The 18,869-nt window shown below is 71.1% G+C and carries 16 protein-coding genes; 10 read left to right on the forward strand and 6 right to left on the reverse strand.

Annotated elements, in window-relative coordinates; translation table 11 throughout:
* Positions 1 to 161: 161 nt before the first annotated feature.
* From ABIE39_RS14370 to kduI, 7 genes are all read left to right on the forward strand, one after another.
* Positions 162 to 1,109 carry an ABC transporter permease subunit gene (locus ABIE39_RS14370; RefSeq protein WP_175009447.1) on the forward strand — a complete coding sequence of 316 codons (948 nt, stop codon included), beginning with the start codon at positions 162 to 164 and terminating at the stop codon, positions 1,107 to 1,109.
* Positions 1,109 to 2,008: an ABC transporter permease subunit gene (locus tag ABIE39_RS14375; RefSeq protein ID WP_175009446.1), complete on the forward strand. Its 900-nt coding sequence runs from the start codon at positions 1,109 to 1,111 to the stop codon at positions 2,006 to 2,008. The genes ABIE39_RS14370 and ABIE39_RS14375 overlap by 1 nt, the downstream gene beginning before the upstream one ends.
* Positions 2,009 to 2,012: 4 nt before the next feature.
* Entirely contained in the window at positions 2,013 to 2,765 is a 753-nt protein-coding gene (locus ABIE39_RS14380) for a DUF624 domain-containing protein (protein WP_209829310.1), read from the forward strand.
* 53 nt (positions 2,766 to 2,818) lie between these two features.
* The gene (locus tag ABIE39_RS14385; protein ID WP_175009444.1) at positions 2,819 to 3,994 is read left to right on the forward strand and encodes a glycoside hydrolase family 88 protein; all 1,176 of its coding nucleotides are present in this window, start codon (positions 2,819 to 2,821) and stop codon (positions 3,992 to 3,994) included.
* Positions 3,991 to 4,899 (forward strand): fumarylacetoacetate hydrolase family protein, encoded by a 909-nt coding sequence (locus ABIE39_RS14390; protein WP_354052292.1) that lies wholly within the window; start codon positions 3,991 to 3,993, stop codon positions 4,897 to 4,899. The genes ABIE39_RS14385 and ABIE39_RS14390 overlap by 4 nt, the downstream gene beginning before the upstream one ends.
* Positions 4,896 to 5,660: a 2-dehydro-3-deoxy-D-gluconate 5-dehydrogenase KduD gene (gene kduD / locus ABIE39_RS14395; RefSeq protein WP_209829313.1), complete on the forward strand. Its 765-nt coding sequence runs from the start codon at positions 4,896 to 4,898 to the stop codon at positions 5,658 to 5,660. Before ABIE39_RS14390 ends, kduD begins: the two co-directional genes overlap by 4 nt.
* A gap of 79 nt (positions 5,661 to 5,739) precedes the next feature.
* On the forward strand, positions 5,740 to 6,576 hold the full coding sequence (kduI, locus tag ABIE39_RS14400; RefSeq protein ID WP_209829314.1) for a 5-dehydro-4-deoxy-D-glucuronate isomerase: 837 nt from the start codon (positions 5,740 to 5,742) through the stop codon (positions 6,574 to 6,576).
* A gap of 283 nt (positions 6,577 to 6,859) precedes the next feature.
* Here the strand turns inward: kduI and dnaB are convergent, their stop codons facing one another.
* On the reverse strand, positions 6,860 to 10,351 hold the full coding sequence (gene dnaB, locus ABIE39_RS14405) for a replicative DNA helicase (protein ID WP_209829359.1): 3,492 nt from the start codon (positions 10,349 to 10,351) through the stop codon (positions 6,860 to 6,862).
* A gap of 460 nt (positions 10,352 to 10,811) precedes the next feature.
* Here dnaB and ABIE39_RS14410 point away from each other — a divergent pair, with 460 nt between their 5' ends.
* The gene (locus ABIE39_RS14410; protein WP_209829439.1) at positions 10,812 to 12,119 is read left to right on the forward strand and encodes an MATE family efflux transporter; all 1,308 of its coding nucleotides are present in this window, start codon (positions 10,812 to 10,814) and stop codon (positions 12,117 to 12,119) included.
* Between the two features lie 83 nt (positions 12,120 to 12,202).
* On the opposite strand, the gene rplI is transcribed toward ABIE39_RS14410, so the two are convergent.
* The 5 genes from rplI to ABIE39_RS14435 form a co-directional block, all read right to left on the reverse strand.
* Entirely contained in the window at positions 12,203 to 12,649 is a 447-nt protein-coding gene (rplI, locus tag ABIE39_RS14415; RefSeq protein WP_047230914.1) for a 50S ribosomal protein L9, read from the reverse strand.
* A gap of 18 nt (positions 12,650 to 12,667) precedes the next feature.
* Positions 12,668 to 12,904 (reverse strand): 30S ribosomal protein S18, encoded by a 237-nt coding sequence (gene rpsR, locus ABIE39_RS14420; RefSeq protein WP_021481584.1) that lies wholly within the window; start codon positions 12,902 to 12,904, stop codon positions 12,668 to 12,670.
* A gap of 101 nt (positions 12,905 to 13,005) precedes the next feature.
* A complete protein-coding gene (locus ABIE39_RS14425) occupies positions 13,006 to 13,551 on the reverse strand; it encodes a single-stranded DNA-binding protein (protein WP_021481583.1) in 546 nt (181 codons plus the stop codon).
* A gap of 155 nt (positions 13,552 to 13,706) precedes the next feature.
* The gene (rpsF, locus tag ABIE39_RS14430; protein ID WP_009863694.1) at positions 13,707 to 13,997 is read right to left on the reverse strand and encodes a 30S ribosomal protein S6; all 291 of its coding nucleotides are present in this window, start codon (positions 13,995 to 13,997) and stop codon (positions 13,707 to 13,709) included.
* A gap of 154 nt (positions 13,998 to 14,151) precedes the next feature.
* Positions 14,152 to 16,563 carry a transglycosylase domain-containing protein gene (locus ABIE39_RS14435; RefSeq protein ID WP_209829360.1) on the reverse strand — a complete coding sequence of 804 codons (2,412 nt, stop codon included), beginning with the start codon at positions 16,561 to 16,563 and terminating at the stop codon, positions 14,152 to 14,154.
* Positions 16,564 to 16,977: 414 nt separating this feature from the next.
* Between ABIE39_RS14435 and ABIE39_RS14440 the strand changes: the two genes are divergently transcribed.
* Entirely contained in the window at positions 16,978 to 17,673 is a 696-nt protein-coding gene (locus ABIE39_RS14440; RefSeq protein WP_021482833.1) for a PadR family transcriptional regulator, read from the forward strand.
* Positions 17,670 to 18,761 (forward strand): inositol-3-phosphate synthase, encoded by a 1,092-nt coding sequence (locus ABIE39_RS14445; protein ID WP_021482832.1) that lies wholly within the window; start codon positions 17,670 to 17,672, stop codon positions 18,759 to 18,761. Before ABIE39_RS14440 ends, ABIE39_RS14445 begins: the two co-directional genes overlap by 4 nt.
* The last annotated feature ends 108 nt before the right edge of the window (positions 18,762 to 18,869 follow it).

Below are 18,869 nucleotides of genomic sequence, written 5' to 3' on the forward strand. Positions count from 1 at the left end.
GGGGCGGTTCCGCGCCGTAGCCCGCCCTGTCGCGGTGGTTGGGGGGGGGGGGGCCGCGGCCCCCCGGGGGGGGCCGGCCCCCCCCCGGGCGGGGGGGGCCCCCCCCCCCGCCCCGCCCCACCACCGCGGACCACCCGGAATCGACCACAGGAGTCCCCCTCATGGCGACCAACGCCGTCGAAGAGCGCGAGCTCGTCGCCGCGGCCGGCGCACCCGCCCCGCGCCGCCGGCCGGGCAGCCGGCTGAAGTGGCGCAACACCCTGATCGGCTGGAGCTTCATCCTGCCGAACTTCGTCGGGTTCACGATCCTGACGCTCGTCCCCGTGCTGGTCCTGTTCTACATGTCGTTCACGAACTGGAACGTGTTCGGCGTGGCGGACTGGACCGGGTTCGACAACTACACGCGCCTCGTCCAGGACGGCAGCTACCACAAGGCGTTGCTCAACACGCTCTACTACGCCGTGGTGCACATCCCGCTCACCCTGGCTGCGGCGCTCGGGCTCGCCCTGCTGCTCAACCGCAAGATGCGCGGGGTCGCGTTCTTCCGCACGGTCGCGTTCTTCCCCTACATCACCTCGATCGTCGCGATCGCCGTGGTCTGGAACATGCTGTTCAGCCCCGAGTTCGGCCCGATCAACCAGTTCCTCACCGCCCTCGGCGTCGACGACCCGCCCGGATGGACGACGTCCGCCACGTGGTCGATGCCCGCCGTCATCATCGTCGGCACGTGGCGCGAGATGGGCTACTACATGCTGCTCCTCCTCGCCGGGCTGCAGACCGTGCCCGCCGAGCTGCACGAGGCGGCACGCATGGACGGCGCGAGCGCCTGGCAGCGGTTCCTCAACGTGACCCTGCCGTGCCTGCGCCCGACGATGTTCTTCGTCACCGTGATGCTCACCATCGGCTCGTTCAAGGTCTTCGACCTCATCCTCGTCATGACCAACGGCGGCCCCGGGCAGTCGACCCTCGTCCTGAGCCAGTACATCTGGCAGAAGGGCTTCGTGGAGAACCAGTTCGGCTACGCGTCCGCGGTCTCGGTCTCCCTCTTCCTCATCTGCATCGCCGTGACGCTCTTCCAGTTCTTCTGGAACAAGAAGAAGGAGGCGTGATGGCCACCCTCGACAGCCCGACGCCCACCGGCGCGCCCCTCGCCACAGAGCCCCTGCTCCGGCCGGAGAAGCGGCGCCTCGGCTCGACCGTCGGCAAGACCGCCGGCTACGTCGCCATGGTGGTCGCGGCCGCCGGGCTCCTGCTGCCCTTCGTCTGGATGATCGTCTCGTCGCTGAAGACCAACAACCAGGTCTTCACCGTCCCCGTCCAGTGGGTCCCGGACCCCGTGGTCTGGCAGAACTACCTGGACATCTGGACGCGCTCGGACATGACGACGTGGCTCGGGAACACCCTGCTGCTGTCCGTCGGCGTCACGTTCCTCCAGGTCTTCACCGGGAGCTTCGCCGCCTACGGGTTCGCCCGGATGCGCTTCCCCGGGCGCGACGTGCTCTTCCTGGTCTACATCGGCACCATCGCCGTGCCGTGGCAGTCGTACATGATCCCGCAGTTCGTCATGCTGTCCGACTTCGGGCTCGCCAACACGCTGTGGTCGATCCTGCTGCTCCAGGCGTTCGGCGCGTTCGGCGTCTTCCTCATGAAGCAGTACTTCGAGTCGATCCCCGAGTCGCTCAACGAGGCCGCGCGCATCGACGGGCTGTCCGAGTGGGGCATCTGGCGCCGGATCATGCTGCCGCTGTCGGTGCCCGCGATCGCCAGCCTCACGCTCCTGACGTTCGTCAACACCTGGAACGACTACCTCGGGCCGCTCATCTACCTGCGCAGCCCCGAGCTGTGGACCGTCCAGCTCGGTCTCAAGACGTTCATCAGCCAGTACAACGCGGAGTACGCGCTCATCATGACGGGCTCGGTGCTCTCGGTGCTGCCCATCGCCGTGATCTTCCTCCTCGGCCAGCGGTACTTCGTCGAGGGCATCGCGACGACCGGCGTGAAGGGCTGACGCCGTGGCCACCACGACCGTCACCCCGGCCAGGACGCCCGTGCGCGCGTCGAAGGGCTCGACGCAGCCCTCACGCCGACGCATCTTCAACCACGAGATGTACGAGCTCGCGTTCGGCACGGTCTACACAGGGCTCGTCACGAACGTGCTCGTCGTGCTCTGCGCGCTGCCCGTCGTCGTGCTCCTCCTGACGACGGACCCGGCCGCCTCCTGGCCGGCGATCGCACTCGTCGCGCCCCTGTGCGCCCCGGCGCTCGTCGCGGCGTTCGAGGTCTTCCGGGCGTTCTCGGCCGACGGGACCGTCCAGCCCGTGCGCACGTTCTGGCGCGGGTACCGCACGCACTGGCGCCGCGCCGCGGCGCTCGGGGCGATGACGACCGGGCTCCACGTCGTGGTCGCCGTCGACGTGCGCGCGGTCTGGGCCCTGCCCGTCGGCGCGGTCGCGATCCCGTTCTTCGTGACGCTCGGCGTCCTCGGGTCGCTCACCGCGCTCGTCGCCGCGGTGGCCCTGCCCGACCACCCGACCCTCCGGCTTCGCGTGCTGCTGCGCGTCGCGCTCTTCGCGGGCGTGCGCCGCTGGTACCTCACGGCGCCCTCGCTGCTCGTGCTGGGGATGCTCCTCTCGCTCGTCGCGGCGCAGCCCGCCGTGGGCCTGGGCCTCGCCCTCGCCCCGCTGCTGTTCGTCGCCTGGGGCGCGGCCCGCCACGCGCTGCGCTCCGTGCTGGACGCGGCCCCCACCGCCTCCCCGGCCCACTGAACCCGCACACGACCGTCGGCGCGCCGTCGTGCGCCGACCAGAAGGAAGTCCTGATGACGCTCGCCACCGAGCTCGCCACCGAGCTCGCTCCCGCCCTCGACGCAGCGATCGCGACGGTCCGTCGCAACATCGCCACGTTCGGCGACAGCTACCCCGACGACACGACCCGCGACGGCCGCTACCCCCTGCGTCCGGCGACCCCCGAGTTCGCCGAGGGCGCGAACCGGGGCTGGACCACGAGCTTCTGGCCGGGCATGCAGTGGCTCGCCCTGGAGATGACCGGCGATGATGCGTTCCGCGCCGCGGGCGAGCGGCACGTCGCGGACTTCGCTCGCCGGGTCGCCCAGGGCCAGGACCTGCAGACCCACGACCTCGGGTTCCTCTACACGCTGTCGTGCGTCGCGCCGTGGCGCCTGCTGGGCGACGAGACCGCCCGCACCGCCGCGCTGGCGGCCGCGGACCACCTCATGGTCCGCTTCCTCGAGCCGGCGGGCATCCTCCAGGCGTGGGGCGACCTGTCCGACCCGGCCCAGCGCGGCCGCACGATCATCGACAGCCTCATGAACATGCCGCTGCTCACGTGGGCGGGCGAGCAGACCGGCGAGGCGCGTTTCCCCGACGCCGTGCGCCGCCACACCGAGCAGCTCGAGGCGCACATCCTGCGCGACGACGACACGACGTTCCACACGTTCTACTGGGACGCGGTGACGGGCGAGCCGCTGCGCGGCGGCACCGAGCAGGGCGCGGGCGACGACTCGTGCTGGGCCCGCGGCCAGGCCTGGGGAATCTACGGCTTCGCGATGAACTACCAGGTCACGCAGAACCCCGCGCTGCTCGAGGCGTCGCGCCGCTGCGCCGACTACTTCCTCGCGCACCTGCCCTCCGACGGCGTGCCGTTCTGGGACCTCGTCTACACCGACGGCAGCGACGCCCCGCGCGACAGCTCGGCCGCGGCGATCGCGGCCTCCGGCCTGCACGAGCTCGCGTCGGTCGAGACCGACCCGGAGCGGCGCGAGCGCTACGCGAGCGCCGGGCGCGAGATGCTGCGCGCGCTCGTCACCGGGTACACGCCCGCCGCCGAGGGCGTCGAGTCCGACGCGCTCCTGCTCCACTCCGTCTACGACGCGCCGAAGAGCGTCGGCGTCGACGAGGGATGCCTGTGGGGCGACTACTTCTACCTCGAGGCGCTCGTGCGCCACACCGTCCCGGGCTGGGTGCGGTACTGGTGAGGCTCGTCACGCACGTCCACGACGGCGAGGAGCGCCCCGGCACGCTCGTGCCCCACGGCGCGGGCGACCGCCTGCTCGACCTCGCGACGGTCCTGGGAGCCGGCGTCACGGTGACGGACGTCCTCGCGGACGCCGCCCTCGGTGCTCGGGCACGCGACGCGGTCGCGGGTGCCGACCCGGCGTCGCTGCCCTCTGCCGACGACGTCCGGCTCGCTCCCCCGGTCCGTCCGGGCGCGATCCTGTGCCTCGGGTACAACTACCGCGGACACGTGCCCGACGGCGAGGACCCGACGACGAACGACCCGGAGTTCCCCGACGTCTTCGTCAAGACGCCGAACACGCTCAGCGGGCCGGACGACGTCGTCGCGCTGCCGGCCGTCGCGGACGACGTCGACTACGAGGGCGAGATCGCCGTCGTCATCGGGCGCCGCGCCCACGCGGTGAGCGTCGAGGACGCGATGGACCACGTCGCCGGCTACACGCTGTTCGACGACGTCTCCGACCGCTCCTGGCAGCGGCGGCAGAGCCAGTGGGCCCTGGGCAAGTGCTTCGACGGGTTCGGCCAGCTCGGCCCCGCGGTCGTCACTGCGGACGAGGTGCCCGACTTCCACGACCTCACGGTCGAGGTCGTGCGCGACGACGTGGTGACGGTCTCGCAGAGCACGTCGACGATGGTGTTCCGCCTCCCGTTCCTCGTCTCCTACCTCAGCCAGGTCATGACGCTCGAGCCGGGGGACGTCGTCTCGACCGGCACGCCGCAGAAGCTGCCCGACGCGCTCGCGACCCACCGGCCGCTCGCGGACGGCGACGCGGTGACGATCCGGGTGACGGGGTTGGGGGCGCTGACGACCCGCTTCGCCGGCACCGCCCGCACCACCGCACAGAACGAAGGAGCGAACGCATGATCCTCGACCAGTTCCGGCTCGACGGGAAGGTCGCGCTCGTCACGGGCACGAGCCGCGGGCTCGGGCAGGGCAGCGCGGTCGCGCTCGCCGAGGCCGGCGCCGACGTCGCGCTGCTCGACCGCAGCCTGCCGACCGAGACGATCGCGAAGGTCGAGGCGCTCGGCCGCCGCGTGCACTCCGTCCGGCGGGACCTCACGACGGCGACGCCGGACGAGCTCCACGGGGCCGTCGCGGAGGTCGAGGAGGCGCTCGGCGCCGTCGACGTCCTCGTCAACAACGCGGGCACGATCCGCCGCGCGCCCGCCGCCGAGCACCCGGTCGAGGACTGGGACGCGGTGCTCTCCGTGAACCTCGACGCGGTGTTCCACCTCTCGCAGGCCGTGGGACGGGGCATGCTCGAGCGCGGGAGCGGCAAGATCGTCAACGTCGCCTCCATGCTGTCGTTCCAGGGCGGGATCCTCGTGCCCGGCTACGCCGCCTCCAAGCACGCCGTCGCGGGCCTGACGAAGGCGCTCGCCAACGAGTGGGCCGCGCGCGGCGTCAACGTCAACGCGATCGCCCCCGGGTACATGGCGACCGACAACACCGCCCCGATCCGCGCCGACGAGGCGCGCGAGCGCTCCATCGCCGAGCGCATCCCCGCCGCCCGGTGGGGCACGCCGGACGACCTGGCGGGCGCCCTCGTGTTCCTCGCGTCCGACGCCGCCCGGTACGTCCACGGCGTGATCCTGCCCGTCGACGGCGGCTGGCTCGTGCGCTGAGCCGACCGGCCCGTCCCCGGCCGCGAGGCCGACCGAAGCCTGACCGAGCACCAACCCGCACTACCAGGAGAGCAGAACCGTGGAACAGCGTTACGCCACCAGCCCCGAGCAGATCACCGGAGCGACGACGCAGGAGCTGCGCGACCGATTCCTCGTCCAGGACCTGTTCGTCCCAGGCGAGGTGAACGTCACCTACACCCACCACGACCGCATCGTCCTCGGCGGCGCGGTTCCGGGCGACGCGCCGCTGCCGCTGCCCACCTACGACGAGATCCGTAGCGAGTACTTCCTCGAGCACCGCGAGGTCGGCATCGTCAACGTCGGGGGCGCGGGCACCGTGACGACCGACGGCGAGGTGCACGAGCTGCCGAAGGGCGCCTGCCTGTACGTGGGTCGGGGCGTGCGCGAGGTCGTGTTCGCGAACGCCGGCTCGGGCGACGAGGGCCCGGCCGCGTTCTACCTGTTCTCCGCGCCCGCGCACACCGACTACCCGACGGTGCTCACGCTGCCCGGCCAGGGCACGGTGCGCGAGCTCGGCGACCAGGTCACGTCGAACCGCCGCTCGCTCAACCAGTACATCCACGAGAACGGCGTGAAGTCCTGCCAGATCGTCATGGGCGTGACGTCGCTGCACCCCGGCAGCATGTGGAACACCATGCCGGCGCACACGCACGACCGCCGCACCGAGTGCTACCTGTACTTCGACGTCCCCGCCGACGCGCGGGTCGTGCACCTCTGCGGGCAGCCCTCGGAGACCCGCCATCTCGTGGTGGGCGACCGGGAGGCCGTCATCTCCCCGAGCTGGTCCGTGCACTCGGGCGTCGGGACGGCCGCGTACTCGTTCGTCTGGGCCATGGCCGGTGAGAACCAGTCGTTCGACGACATGGACGGATTCCCCGTCACCGCGATGCGCTGACGCCCTCCGAGCCCCGATCCCGGGTCTCCTGTCGGCCGCGTCCCGACCGGCAGGGGCCCGGGCTCGCGCGGGGCGACGGTGCGTCGGCGCTACGACGAGCCGCGCGACCACGAACGTCCCGTGCCGGCAGTCCACGCCCGAGCGATCACGCACAGCAGGCGTGTGGAGGCGGTGGGGCAGCTGAACGGTGTGCTGCCACTCGCCGGCGGCCAGACTGGGCGAAGGGATCGGTCAATGCTCCGCAGTCCGCATCTCGGCAGCGGACATCGGCGGACAGCGGTCGCTACATCTGCATGTCGGCGAAGCGCTGGTAGTGACCCTGGAACGCGACCGTGATCGTGTCGGTGGGGCCGTTACGGTGCTTGGCGACGATCAGGTCGGCCTCTCCCGCGCGCGGCGACTCCTTCTCGTAGGCGTCCTCGCGGTGGAGCAGGATCACGACGTCGGCGTCCTGCTCGATGCTGTTGTGTGCCGCGATGCCGTTGGCGACGAAGTTGTGTCCGTCGAGGACCGTGGCGTCGTAGACCTGCTTCTCCCCCACCGGCTCGATCGAGACGACCTCGTCCCACAGGAGGTCGTTGACCGCCATGATCTCCAGCTCCTCGCTCTCGAGCACTGCCGCGATCTTGCCGAGGCGGTGCCGGGAGAGACCGTTTCGCCACAGTGCGTCGCTCGGCCCCGCGGCACCCTCCACGACGCTGGGCCGGGCGGACACCGTCGGACCTTCCTCCACGAGCAGGTCGCGGACGACGTCCCACACGTGCTGTGGTCCGGTATCGACGTGCGTCGCCGAGCGCTGGGAGCGGACGATCGCCAGAAGCTCAGCGGCGTTCTCACTCTGGGGGCCTTCGAGCCCGATCTCCTGCAGGAAGCGACGCTGGTCGTCACGCTCGGTGATCTCGAGCGTGAAGGAAGAGCCGTCGAGCCCTGGTCGCACGTTGGTGGAGATTCCGAAGCGGAGCAGGAGCCGAGCGACGCCGTCGGCGACCGCGCGGGAGCCGGAGGTGAAGCGGATCCGGCCGCCGCTCCCGTCCGCGCTGACACGCACGTCGGCGCTCGTCGACCACAGGTGCTTGACGAACAGAGCGATCTGCCGCTTCGGCAAGTGGAAGACGCTCGCAGGGACGAACGCCTCGCTCGCGCTCGCCGCGCGTAGCCCGAGGTCGTCGAGCCACTCGGCGGACGCGGATCGCACCGCGCCGATCACCCTCGTGTGCCCGGTGCGGGCGCCACGCGAGGCACCGTTCGCGAGGAGGTGGGCCAGCATGACGACCTTGCGGTCGTCCCACTCCAGGTTCCGCTCCGGCCCCGGCACGTGGCGCGGCACACCGATGCGCGAGCCCACCTCCAGGTCCCCGAGCGCGGTCCAACCGTCGCAGGTGAGGAACGGGTGGTTCGCCGTCGCCTCGATCTCCTTGCCCGACGCCAGTCGCATTCGGAACACGGGCTTCACACCCGTAGGGAACACGTGCGTGAGGTGACGGCGCACGTACTGGAGCCGGTCGTTGAGCGCCCACACGGGGACGTCCTTCGCGTTGAGCGCGAAGAGCTCACCCAGGCTGGTCTCGGCGCCCGTGTCGGCGCGCAGGATCTTCGTGTCCTCGGTGAGGCAGCCCGACTCACGCAGGTCGCTCATCTGCGGCTTCTTGTCGCCACGCTGTTCCGGACCACGGTTCAGCTGCGAGATCGCGATGACGGGCACCTCGAGCTCCTTCGCGAGCAGCTTGAGCGCACGCGAGAACTCCGAGACCTCCTGCTGGCGCGACTCGACGCGCTTGCCGGAGCTCATGAGCTGGAGGTAGTCGATGACGACGAGCTTGAGGTCGTGCCGCTGCTTGAGGCGGCGGCACTTCGCCCGGATCTCCATGAGCGACATGTTCGGCGAGTCGTCGATGAACAGCGGCGCCTCGGCGACCTTGCCCATCGTCGAGGCGAGTTTCTGCCAGTCCTGCTCGTCCATCTTCCCGGAGCGCATCCGCGTGAGCGGCACCTTCGCCTCGGCAGCGAGCAGACGCATGGTGATCTCGTTGCGGCTCATCTCCAGGGAGAAGATGACGGCCGCCATCTGGTGGTGCACCGCGGCGTGCGTCGCGACGTTGATGCCGAGGACGGAGTTGTGCGTCGGCACCATCGACCGTCCCGCGAGGTACAGGTGCGACGGGTGGTCCACCTCGACGCAGCGCACCGGGACCGGGTCGACGCGTCGGACGTCGACCACGAACCGTGAGGTGAGCCGGGCGGTCCCGGGTCGACGGCGCTCCTTGTGGACGAGCCGCTTGCGCTCCAGCCAGAAGACGTCGTCCTCGGTCGTGAAGGTGATCGTGTACGCCGTGGACGAGGCCTCGGTCCGACCCTGGACGGTCTTCGTCGACCACCCCGTGCGGTACCCGAGGGACAGGACGAGCTCTCGCGTCTCCAGCGCGAGCCGCTCGCTCGTCAGAGCGATCTGGACGCTTCCCTGCGGCGTGACCGTCCCGTCCGTGTCGAGCAGACCCGCGAGAAGCTCTCGTCGTTGCGTCTCGCTCGCACGCAGGTAGGCAACGGGGATCTCACCGGCCGTCGGCAGGCCGAGCGCGAGCAGGTCGTCGGAGGTCGGGTGTGCGACGTGTCCGAGGCCTTCGATCCGCATCGCGATCTCGGGGTCGGCGGACGTGAACTCGGCGCGCCGAGAGCTGCCGTCGCCCAGCCAGACCCCGAGCGCGTACGGGTGGATCGGAAGGTCGGCCTCGGGAAGGTCGAGCGGCGCCGTCGTGGCGATCGAGTGGTTCGCACGGTTGTCCGCCGTGGCGCAGCGGACCGTGGCGGCGAGCTCCTCGGTCGTGCGGACGGACGCCTCGGGCGTCTCGCCGGCGCGGACCGCGCGTCGCTGAGCACGGGTCGACGTCACCCACTGGTGCTGCGCGTCCGCGACGATCACGGTGCCGTCGTCGAGCTCGACCTCGTAGCAGGGGCGGTCGACCATGACCTCGGTCGCGGCGACGACGCGTGTGGGCGTCCCGTCCGCGGAGACCAGCAGGTCACCGACCGCGACCTCGCCCATCGTCGTCCAGCCCGACGGCGTGGGCAGCGGCGTGTCGAGCGCGAGCGCCTTGCCGATGGCCGGGCGCGCCGCGACGACGATCATCTGGCCGGGGTGCAGGCCGTTGGTGAGCCGGTCGAAGTCCGAGTAGCCGGTGGGGACGCCGGTCATGCCCTCGCCGCGCCCCTGCGCGGCCTCGATCTCGTCGAACGTCGGACCGAGGATCTCCGAGAGCGGGAGGTAGTCCTCGGTCGTGCGCCGCTCGGTGACGGCGTAGACCTCGGCCTGGGCGTTGTTGACGATCTCGTCGACGTCGCCGCCGTCGGTCGCGTAGCCGAGCTGCACGATGCGCGTGCCCGCCTCGACGAGGCGACGCAGGACGGCACGCTCGCGGACGATGCGCGCGTAGTACCCGGCGTTGGCGGCGGTCGGGACGCCGGCCATGAGGTCGTGGATGTAGGGCGCGCCGCCGATGCGCTGGAGCTCGCCGCGCTTGGTCAGCTCCGCGACGACGGTGATGGCGTCGGCGGGCTCACCGCGACCGTAGAGGTCGATGATCGACTCGTAGACGATCTCGTGGGCCGGGCGGTAGAAGTCGGAGCCGCGGATCTGCTCGATGACGTCGGCGATGGCGTCCTTGGACAGCAGCATGCCGCCGAGCACGCTCATCTCGGCGGCGACGTCCTGGGGCGGCGTCCGGTCGAACCCCGACGGCCCCGGTCCCCCGTAGCTCTCCTCGAGCTCCTCGATCGACATGCGCCCCTCGCTCCCCCGGGACTGGAACGGCCCTTGCGGGACCGCACGACCGGGACCACTCTTCGTCGTACACGTGTTCTACCGCGGGCCACCCACACGACTGTCCCGGTGGCCGCGCCCCCCGCCTCCGACAGGCACGACCCCGCGACACTAGATCGCTCCCCGACGCCCTGCAAACGGCCCTGTGCACACCCGGTGGACAGGGACCCCCGTTCCTGTGGACACAGTCCCCCACACTGTGCACACCCGGTGGAAAACGGTGTGGACAACCTCACGATCTTGCTGTGTACATCGCCGCGAGCGGCCTCTGACCAGCCTCATCACTACCCTCAGGGGTGTGGAAGAAAGAAAGTCGGGCGACACGCCGACGACACGCCGGACACCGCCCGGCCACCCCGACGACACCGGGCCGCCCTCCGGCCCCGGTGCGTCGTCCACAGGTCGCCGCGCTCGGTCCCGGATCGACCGCGAGATCCTCGCCCTCGCCGTCCCGGCGCTCGGGGCGCTGGTGGCGGAGCCGCTGTTCGTGCTCGTCGACAGCGCCGTCGTCGGCCACCTGGGCACCGCGCAGCTCGCGGGCCTGTCCCTCGCATCGACCCTCCTCGTCACGCTCGTGGGCCTGTGCGTGTTCCTCGCCTACGCGACCACGGCCGCCGTCGCGCGCCGCATCGGCGCCGGCCACACGCGGGAGGCGCTCCAGTCCGGCATCGACGGCCTCTGGCTCGCCGTCGGGCTGGGCGCGCTCCTCGCCGCCGTCCTGTGGACGACCGCGCCGTGGGCCGTCGGCGCGATGGGCGGCACGGGCGAGGTCGCCGAGCACGCCGTCGTCTACCTCCGCTGGTCCGCGCTCGGGCTCCCCGGGATGCTCCTCGTCCTCGCGTCCACCGGCGTGCTGCGTGGCATGCAGGACACGCGGACGCCCCTGTGGGTCGCCGCGGGCGGCGCGACGTTCAACGCGGTCCTCAACGTCGTCCTCGTCTACGGGGCAGGGCTCGGGATCGCGGGGTCCGGGATCGGCACGGCCGTCGCCCAGCTCACCATGGGCGCAGTGCTCGTGGTCGTCGTCGTGCGCGGCGCCCGGAGGCACGGTGCGTCGCTGCGGCCCGCCGCGGGCGGGATCTGGGCCAACGCGCGCGCCGGGGCGCCGCTCTTCGTCCGCACGCTGTCGCTCCGCCTCGCGATCCTCCTCACCGTGTTCGTCGCGACCGGGCTCGGGGAGGTCACGCTCGCGGGGTACCAGGTCGTGAACTCCGTCTGGGGGCTCGCGGCCTTCGCGCTCGACGCGCTCGCCATCGCCGCGCAGGCGCTCGTCGGGCACGGGCTGGGGGCCGACGACGTCCCGCGCGTCCGCGCCGTCCTGCGCCGCACCCTCCAGTGGGGCGTCGCCGCCGGGGCCGGGCTCGGCGTCGTCATGGCCGCGGGCGGCTGGTGGTTCGCGCTCCTCTTCACGTCCGACCCCGACGTGCGCGCCGCCGTCGCCGTCGGCATGGCGGTGTGCGGCGCCCTCCTGCCGATGGCGGGCTGGGTCTTCGTGCTCGACGGCGTCCTCATCGGCGCCGGGGACGGCCGCTTCCTCGCCTGGGCGGGCATGCTCACGCTCGTCGTCTACGCGCCGTTCGCGCTCGCCGTCCGGCACTGGGCGCCCGACGGCGCAGCGGGCCTCGCGTGGCTGTGGCTCGCCTTCGCGGGGGTCTTCATGGCGGCGCGCGCCCTCACCACCGGGCTCCGGGCGCGCGGCAGCGCCTGGATGGTCACCGGTGCCGCCTGAGCCGTCGAGACCGCGGCCGGACGCGACGAAGGCCCGGTCCCTCCGAGGAGGGGCCGGGCCTTCGCGGACTGCTCAGCAGCAGATCAGGCAGCGACGACCTTCACCGCGAGGGTCGCGGAGACCTCCGGGTGGAGGCGGACGGAGACCGTGTAGTCCCCGGTCGCCTTGATCGGCTGGCCGATCTCGATCTTGCGCTTGTCGACCGACGCACCGGCAGCCGTCACGGCGGACGCGATGTCCGCCGTCGTGACGGCGCCGAAGAGGCGACCGGCAGCGCCGGCCTTCGCCTCGACGACGACCGGCTTCGACTGCAGCGAGTCGCGGATCGCCTTCGCGTCGTCGAGCGACGCGATCTCGCGGGCCTTGCGCGCCTTGCGGATCGCAGTCACCTGCGACTCGGCGCCCTTGGACCACGGCGTGGCGAGCTTGCGCGGGACGAGGAAGTTACGGGCGTACCCGTCCTTCACCTCGACGACGTCGCCGGGCTCACCGAGACCGGTGACCTCGTGGGTCAGGATCAGCTTGGCCATGAGTTCTCTCCCTCCCGCTCAGCGAGCCGTCGACGTGTACGGCAGCAGCGCCATCTCGCGCGCGTTCTTCACCGCACGGGCGATCTGGCGCTGCTCCTGGACGGAGACGCCGGTCACGCGACGCGCGCGGATCTTGCCGCGGTCGGAGATGAACTTGCGCAGCAGCGCCGTGTCCTTGTAGTCGACCGACTCGATCTTGGCCGACTTCAGCGGGTTGGACTTCTTCTTGGGCTTGCGCACCACAGGCTTCGCCATGGTGTTGCTCCTCTACAAGGTGCGATCCCCGCGCGCGGGCCGCGCCGACGAGCGGCGCGGCACCCGCGGGGACGGGTGTGTGTTCTGGGAGTGGCGGACGATCAGAACGGGGGCTCGTCGGAGAACGAACCACCGGACGACGCGGGACCAGCCGTGGCCCACGGGTCGTCGCTCTGCTGCTGACCGCCGCCGGAGCTGAATCCGCCGCCGGAGGCGCCACCGGAGTTGGCGCCACCTCCGTAGCCGCCACCGCCGCCGAAGCCGCCGCCACCGCCACCCGAGCGCTGGGCGCGGGTGACCTTCGCGGAGGCGTAGCGCAGGGAAGGACCGATCTCGTCCACCTGCAGCTCGACGACGGTGCGCTTCTCCCCCTCGCGGGTCTCGTACGAGCGCTGGACGAGGCGGCCCTGCACGATGACGCGCATGCCCTTCGTCAGCGACTCCGCGACGTTCTCCGCGGCCTCGCGCCAGATCGAGCAGCGCATGAACAGGGTGTCCCCGTCCTTCCACTCGTTCGACTGGCGGTCGAAGGTCCGCGGCGTGGACGCCACCGTGAAGTTGGCCACCGCCGCACCCGAGGGGGTGAAACGCAGCTCCGGGTCTCCCGTGAGGTTCCCGATCACCGTGATGACGGTGTCACCTGCCATGGCCAGCTCCTTCGTGTGTCGTCTGTGTCGTCGACGGCGCCGCGCGCCTCGCTCGTAACGTTCTCGCGTCGCTCATCCCACCACGCGGCGCCCACACGCGCTACGGCGTGCAGCATCCCGGTGCGGGACGGTCGAACGGGGGGACGCGGGGAGGATCAGCGAGCGTCCGTGCGCAGGATCTTGGTCCGCAGGACGACCTCGTTGAGGCCGAGCTGACGGTCCAGCTCCTTGGCGGTGTCGGAGGTCGACGTGAAGTCGACGACCGCGTAGATGCCCTCGGACTTCTTGTTGATGTCGTACGCCAGGCGGCGACGACCCCAGATGTCCACCTTGTCGACGGAGCCGCCGTCGGTCTTGATGACCGACAGGTACTTGTCGAGCGACGGGGCGACGGTGCGCTCCTCGATCTCGGGGTCGAGGATGATCATCAGTTCGTACTGACGCATGCGGATAACCCACCTCCTCTGGTCTTCGCGGTCACGGTCTCTCCGTGACAGGAGGGTTCATGCCTACGTGCTGCTGCCGTCCGACGCGCGGACGGCAGCTCCCCAGGGTACCCGCTCGGCGCGGGCGCCCGGAAATCTGCGGCCGACCGGCGGGTCAGCCTCTGCCCGGGATGATGCCGCCGGCGTTGCCGCCACCCCCGCCGGCGTTGCCTCCGCCGCCCGGGTTCCCGGTCTCCGTGGGCGACGGGTCCGGGTCCTCCGGGTCGGGCGTCTCGGGCGGCGGCTGCTGGCCCGGGTCGGTGCCCTTGGAGACGACGAGCGCGATGGTGGAGCCCGGCGGGACCTGGTCCATCGAGGACTGGCTGATGACGTACCCCCGGGGCTGCTGGTCGGAGAACTCCTCGGTGATCCGCACCTTGAGCCCCGCGCCCTCGAGCTGGGCCCGCGCGGCACGCGCCTCCATGCCGACGACGGACGGCACGGCCACGTTCTCCGGCTGCTGCGGCTCCTCGGTCTCCTCCGGCGTCGGCTCCTCGGACGGCGTCTCCGTCGGGGTCTCGGTCGGCGTCTCCGTCGGCTTCGGCTTGGGCGGGGTGTATGCCGGGAACTCCCCCGCGGGCAGGTTCGCCGTAGCGGTCTGCATGTACGACGTCCAGGCCTCGACCGGCCACGAGCCACCGGTGATCTCGCTGTTGACCCACTTGCCGAACGGCGTGATCTGCTCCTGCTCGCCCTCGGGCCCGGACTGGTAGAGGCCCACGACCGTCGCGAGACCGGGGGTGAAGCCGGCGAACCACGCGGACTTGTTGTCCGTCGACGTACCGGTCTTGCCTGCCGCGGGACGACCGATCGCCTGCGCGGGCTTGCCCGAACCCGTCTCGACGACCTGGGAGAGCGCGTACGTCGCCGCTGCCATCACCTCGGGGTCGAACTCCTGCGTCCGCTTGTCGGCCCCCGGCGCCTCGTAGACGAGGTTGCCGCGGGAGTCGGTCACGGAGGCCACGATGTGCGGGGTCGCCTTCATGCCCTGGGCCGCGATGGTCGCGTAGGCGTTGGTCAGCTCGAGCGGCGTCACCGTCGCGTCACCGAGCACGTTCGCCAGGTTCGACCCGACGTCGGCCTTGATGCCCAGGCGCGCCGCGACGTCGGCGGTCTTCTCCGGCCCGACCTCGAGGTTGAGCTCGGCGTAGGCGGTGTTCACCGACTGCGCGGTCGCCTCGGTGAGGTCGACGTTCCCCCAGTCGTGGTCGCTGAAGTTGCGGACCTTCCAGTCCTCGCCGTTGTTGGCGCCGGGGAAGGTCTTGGGCGAGTTGCCGTCGAAGCGCTCGTCGAGCGTGTGCCCGTTCTCCAGGCCCGCGATGAGCGTGAACGGCTTGAACGTCGAGCCACCCTGCGCCGCGCCGGGAGTCGCGCTGTTGTACTGGTTCTCGAGGAAGTTCTTGCCGCCGTAGAGGGCGCGGATCGACCCGTCGTTGGGGTCGACGGAGACGATCGCGGTCCGGAGGTTCGGGGAGACCGGGTTCTCGTCGCGGCCCTCCTGAGGGAGCGAGTCCGCCGTCGCGACGGCCGCCTGCTGCATGGCCGGGTCGATCGTCGTCGTGACCTTGTAGCCCTTGCTCGTGAGGGCGTCCTCGCTGATGCCGATCCCCTCGCCGGCCAGCTCCTTCTCCACCATGGCGAGGAGGTAGCCCGTGGGGCCCTCGTACTTCTGGGACTTCACGTACTCGACCGCCTCGGGGAAGCCCGCGTCCACCGCCGCCTGGCGCTCGGCGGCGGTGATGTGGCCGTCCTCCTCCATGTTCCGCAGCGTCCGCTGCCACCGCTCCTCGGCCTGGGCGTGGTTGACGGCCGGGTCCCAGTTGGTGGGGCTGGGGATGATGCCGGCGATCATCGCCGCCTGCGACACGGTGAGGTCGGCGGCGTTCACGCCGTAGTACTTCTGCGCGGCCGCCTGGATGCCGTAGGCGCCACGGCCGAAGTAGATGGTGTTGAGGTAGTTGCCGAGGATCTCGGACTTGTCCTGCTCCTGGGTGATCTTGACGGCGAGGATCGCCTCGCGCGCCTTGCCCGCGTAGTCGGTCACGGTGTTCGTGTAGTACCGCTCGACGTACTGCTGCGTCAGCGTGGACGCGCCCTGACGACCGCCACCCTTGATGTTGTTGTAGAAGGCGCGCGCGATGCCCTTGACGTCGACACCGGAGTTCGTCCAGAACGTGCGGTCCTCGGACGCGACGACCGCGTTGCCGACGTACGGCGGCAGCGTCGCGTAGTCGACGATCTCGCGGTCCTCGACCGCGTACTTGCCCATCTCGGTGGTGCCGTCGCCCCAGTAGACGGTCGACGTCTGGGCGCCCACGCTGGGCAGCTTCGTCGGGACCTCGGTCGTGAACCACGCGGCGACGCCGACGCCGGCGACGAGCGCGATGCCCGTCAGCATGGTCCCGACGACCACGCGCCACGACGGCAGCCAGCGACGGACGCCCTTGACGTGCGAGCGTGGGTAGTTGAAGAACCGACGGCGCCCGCGCGGGGTCGTCCGTCCGTTCGTCCTCGTGGATCGCGCCACGGTCTACCTTCCTCTGGGGGGCATCGAGGAGCCGGCTCGCGTCGACCGCGGGCCTGCCCGTGGACCGCCGTGCGGGGACCACCTGACCGACGGGACGGGCCCTGCCTCGGGGGCGGGCCGCCGTCGGGCACGAGGTCGGCGCACGCCGGACCACCCTGAACAATAGGGCGTCACCCTGTCCCGACAAGGGTTCAGCGCACCGTGAGCGGGATCGTCCGCCATTGATTCGCCCGGGCGTCCCGCCGCCTCCGCGGGTTCTTCACATGCCCGGCGACGCGTGTCACAGTCCGGTCGGGATTGCACGACACATCGGGACGACCTAACCTGTCGATGTATCGACTCGATACATCGGGTCGAACCAGATCCCAGCGAGCCCCACCGGGGGCACGCCGAGGAGCGTCAGGAGGTGGGATCGTGCGGAGCAAGACGCCTGTGCTCGAGACCGCGATCCTGGGGCTCCTCAAGGAGGCGCCGCTGCACGGGTACGAGCTGCGCAAGCGGCTCAACATCATGCTCGGATCCTTCCGCGTGCTCTCCTACGGCTCGCTGTACCCCGCCCTCAAGTCGTTGGTGGCCCGCGGGCTCATCACCGGCACGGAGCAGTCGGCCGCGCAGTCGACCCTCGCGCCCGCCCTCTCGGGCAAGCGCGCGCGGATCGTCTACGAGCTGACGGCCGAGGGCAAGGAGCACCTCCAGACCGTCCTGGCCTCCTCCGGGCCGGCGGCGTGGGAGGACGAGAGCTTCGACGTCCGGTTCGCGTTCTTCGCGCAGACCGACGCCGAGACCCGCATCCGCATCCTCGAGGGCCGGCGCACCCGGCTCACCGAGAGGCTGGAGGCGGTCAGGGAGTCCGCGGCTCGCACGCGCGAGCGGCTCGACGAGTACACGCTCGAGCTGCAACGTCACGGACTCGAGCAGGTCGAGCGCGAGGTGCGCTGGCTCGACGGTCTCATCACCACCGAGCGCGACAGGAGCTCCGGGCACGCCCGGGGCGCCGCCCGCGCGCGGTCCAGCAGCACCCCGCATCCTGCGGAACCATCCGAGCAGGAGCCCGACGGCGCGAGGCGTCCCGAGGACCCTGGAACAACGAACACCAAGGAGCGAGGATGACCTCCATCCGCGTCGCCATCGTCGGCGTAGGCAACTGCGCATCGTCCCTCGTCCAGGGCGTGCACTTCTACCGTGACGCCGACCCGAGCAGCACCGTCCCGGGCCTCATGCACGTCCAGTTCGGCGACTACCACGTGTCGAGCCTGGAGTTCGTGGCGGCGTTCGACGTCGACGCGAAGAAGGTCGGCTTCGACCTCTCGGAGGCCATCAACGCCTCCGAGAACAACACGATCAAGATCGCGGACGTCCCGCCGCTCGGCGTGACCGTCCAGCGCGGCCCGACCCTCGACGGCGTCGGCAAGTACTACGCGCAGACGATCGAGGAGTCGGACGCGGAGCCGGTCGACGTCGTCGCCGCGCTGCGCGAGGCGCAGGTCGACGTGCTCGTCTGCTACCTCCCCGTGGGCTCGGAGCAGGCCGCGAAGTTCTACGCGCAGGCCGCGATCGACGCCGGCGTGGCGTTCGTCAACGCGCTCCCCGTCTTCATCGCGTCCGACCCGGAGTGGGCCGCGAAGTTCGAGGAGGCCGGCGTCCCGATCGTCGGCGACGACATCAAGTCGCAGGTCGGCGCGACGATCACGCACCGCGTGCTCGCCAAGCTCTTCGAGGACCGCGGCGTCGTCCTGGACCGCACGTACCAGCTCAACGTCGGCGGCAACATGGACTTCAAGAACATGCTCGAGCGCGAGCGCCTGGAGTCCAAGAAGATCTCCAAGACGCAGGCCGTGACCTCGAACCTCGAGGGCCCGCTCGGCGGCAAGAAGGAGGACCGCAACGTCCACATCGGCCCGTCGGACTACGTCGCGTGGCTCGACGACCGCAAGTGGGCGTACGTGCGCCTCGAGGGCCGTGCGTTCGGCGAGGTCCCGCTGAACCTGGAGTACAAGCTCGAGGTGTGGGACTCCCCCAACTCCGCCGGCATCATCATCGACGCCGTCCGCGCCGCGAAGATCGCCAAGGACCGCGGCGTCGGCGGCCCGATCCTCTCGGCCTCGACGTACTTCATGAAGTCCCCGCCGGTCCAGATGGAGGACACGAAGGGCCGTGCGCAGCTCGAGGCCTTCATCGCCGGTGAGGTCGAGCGCTGAGCTCTGAGTAGGCAGCGGTAGAGCCCTGGTCGTCCCGCCGGATGACCAGGGCTCTACCTCGCCCGGCAACGGTTCGCCGTCGGCCGCGGGCACGCCCGAGGCGCGCCT

Origin of the sequence: Cellulosimicrobium sp. 4261 (assembly GCF_040546915.1) — a bacterium.
Taxonomy (GTDB): Bacteria; Actinomycetota; Actinomycetes; order Actinomycetales; family Cellulomonadaceae; genus Cellulosimicrobium; species Cellulosimicrobium cinnabarinum.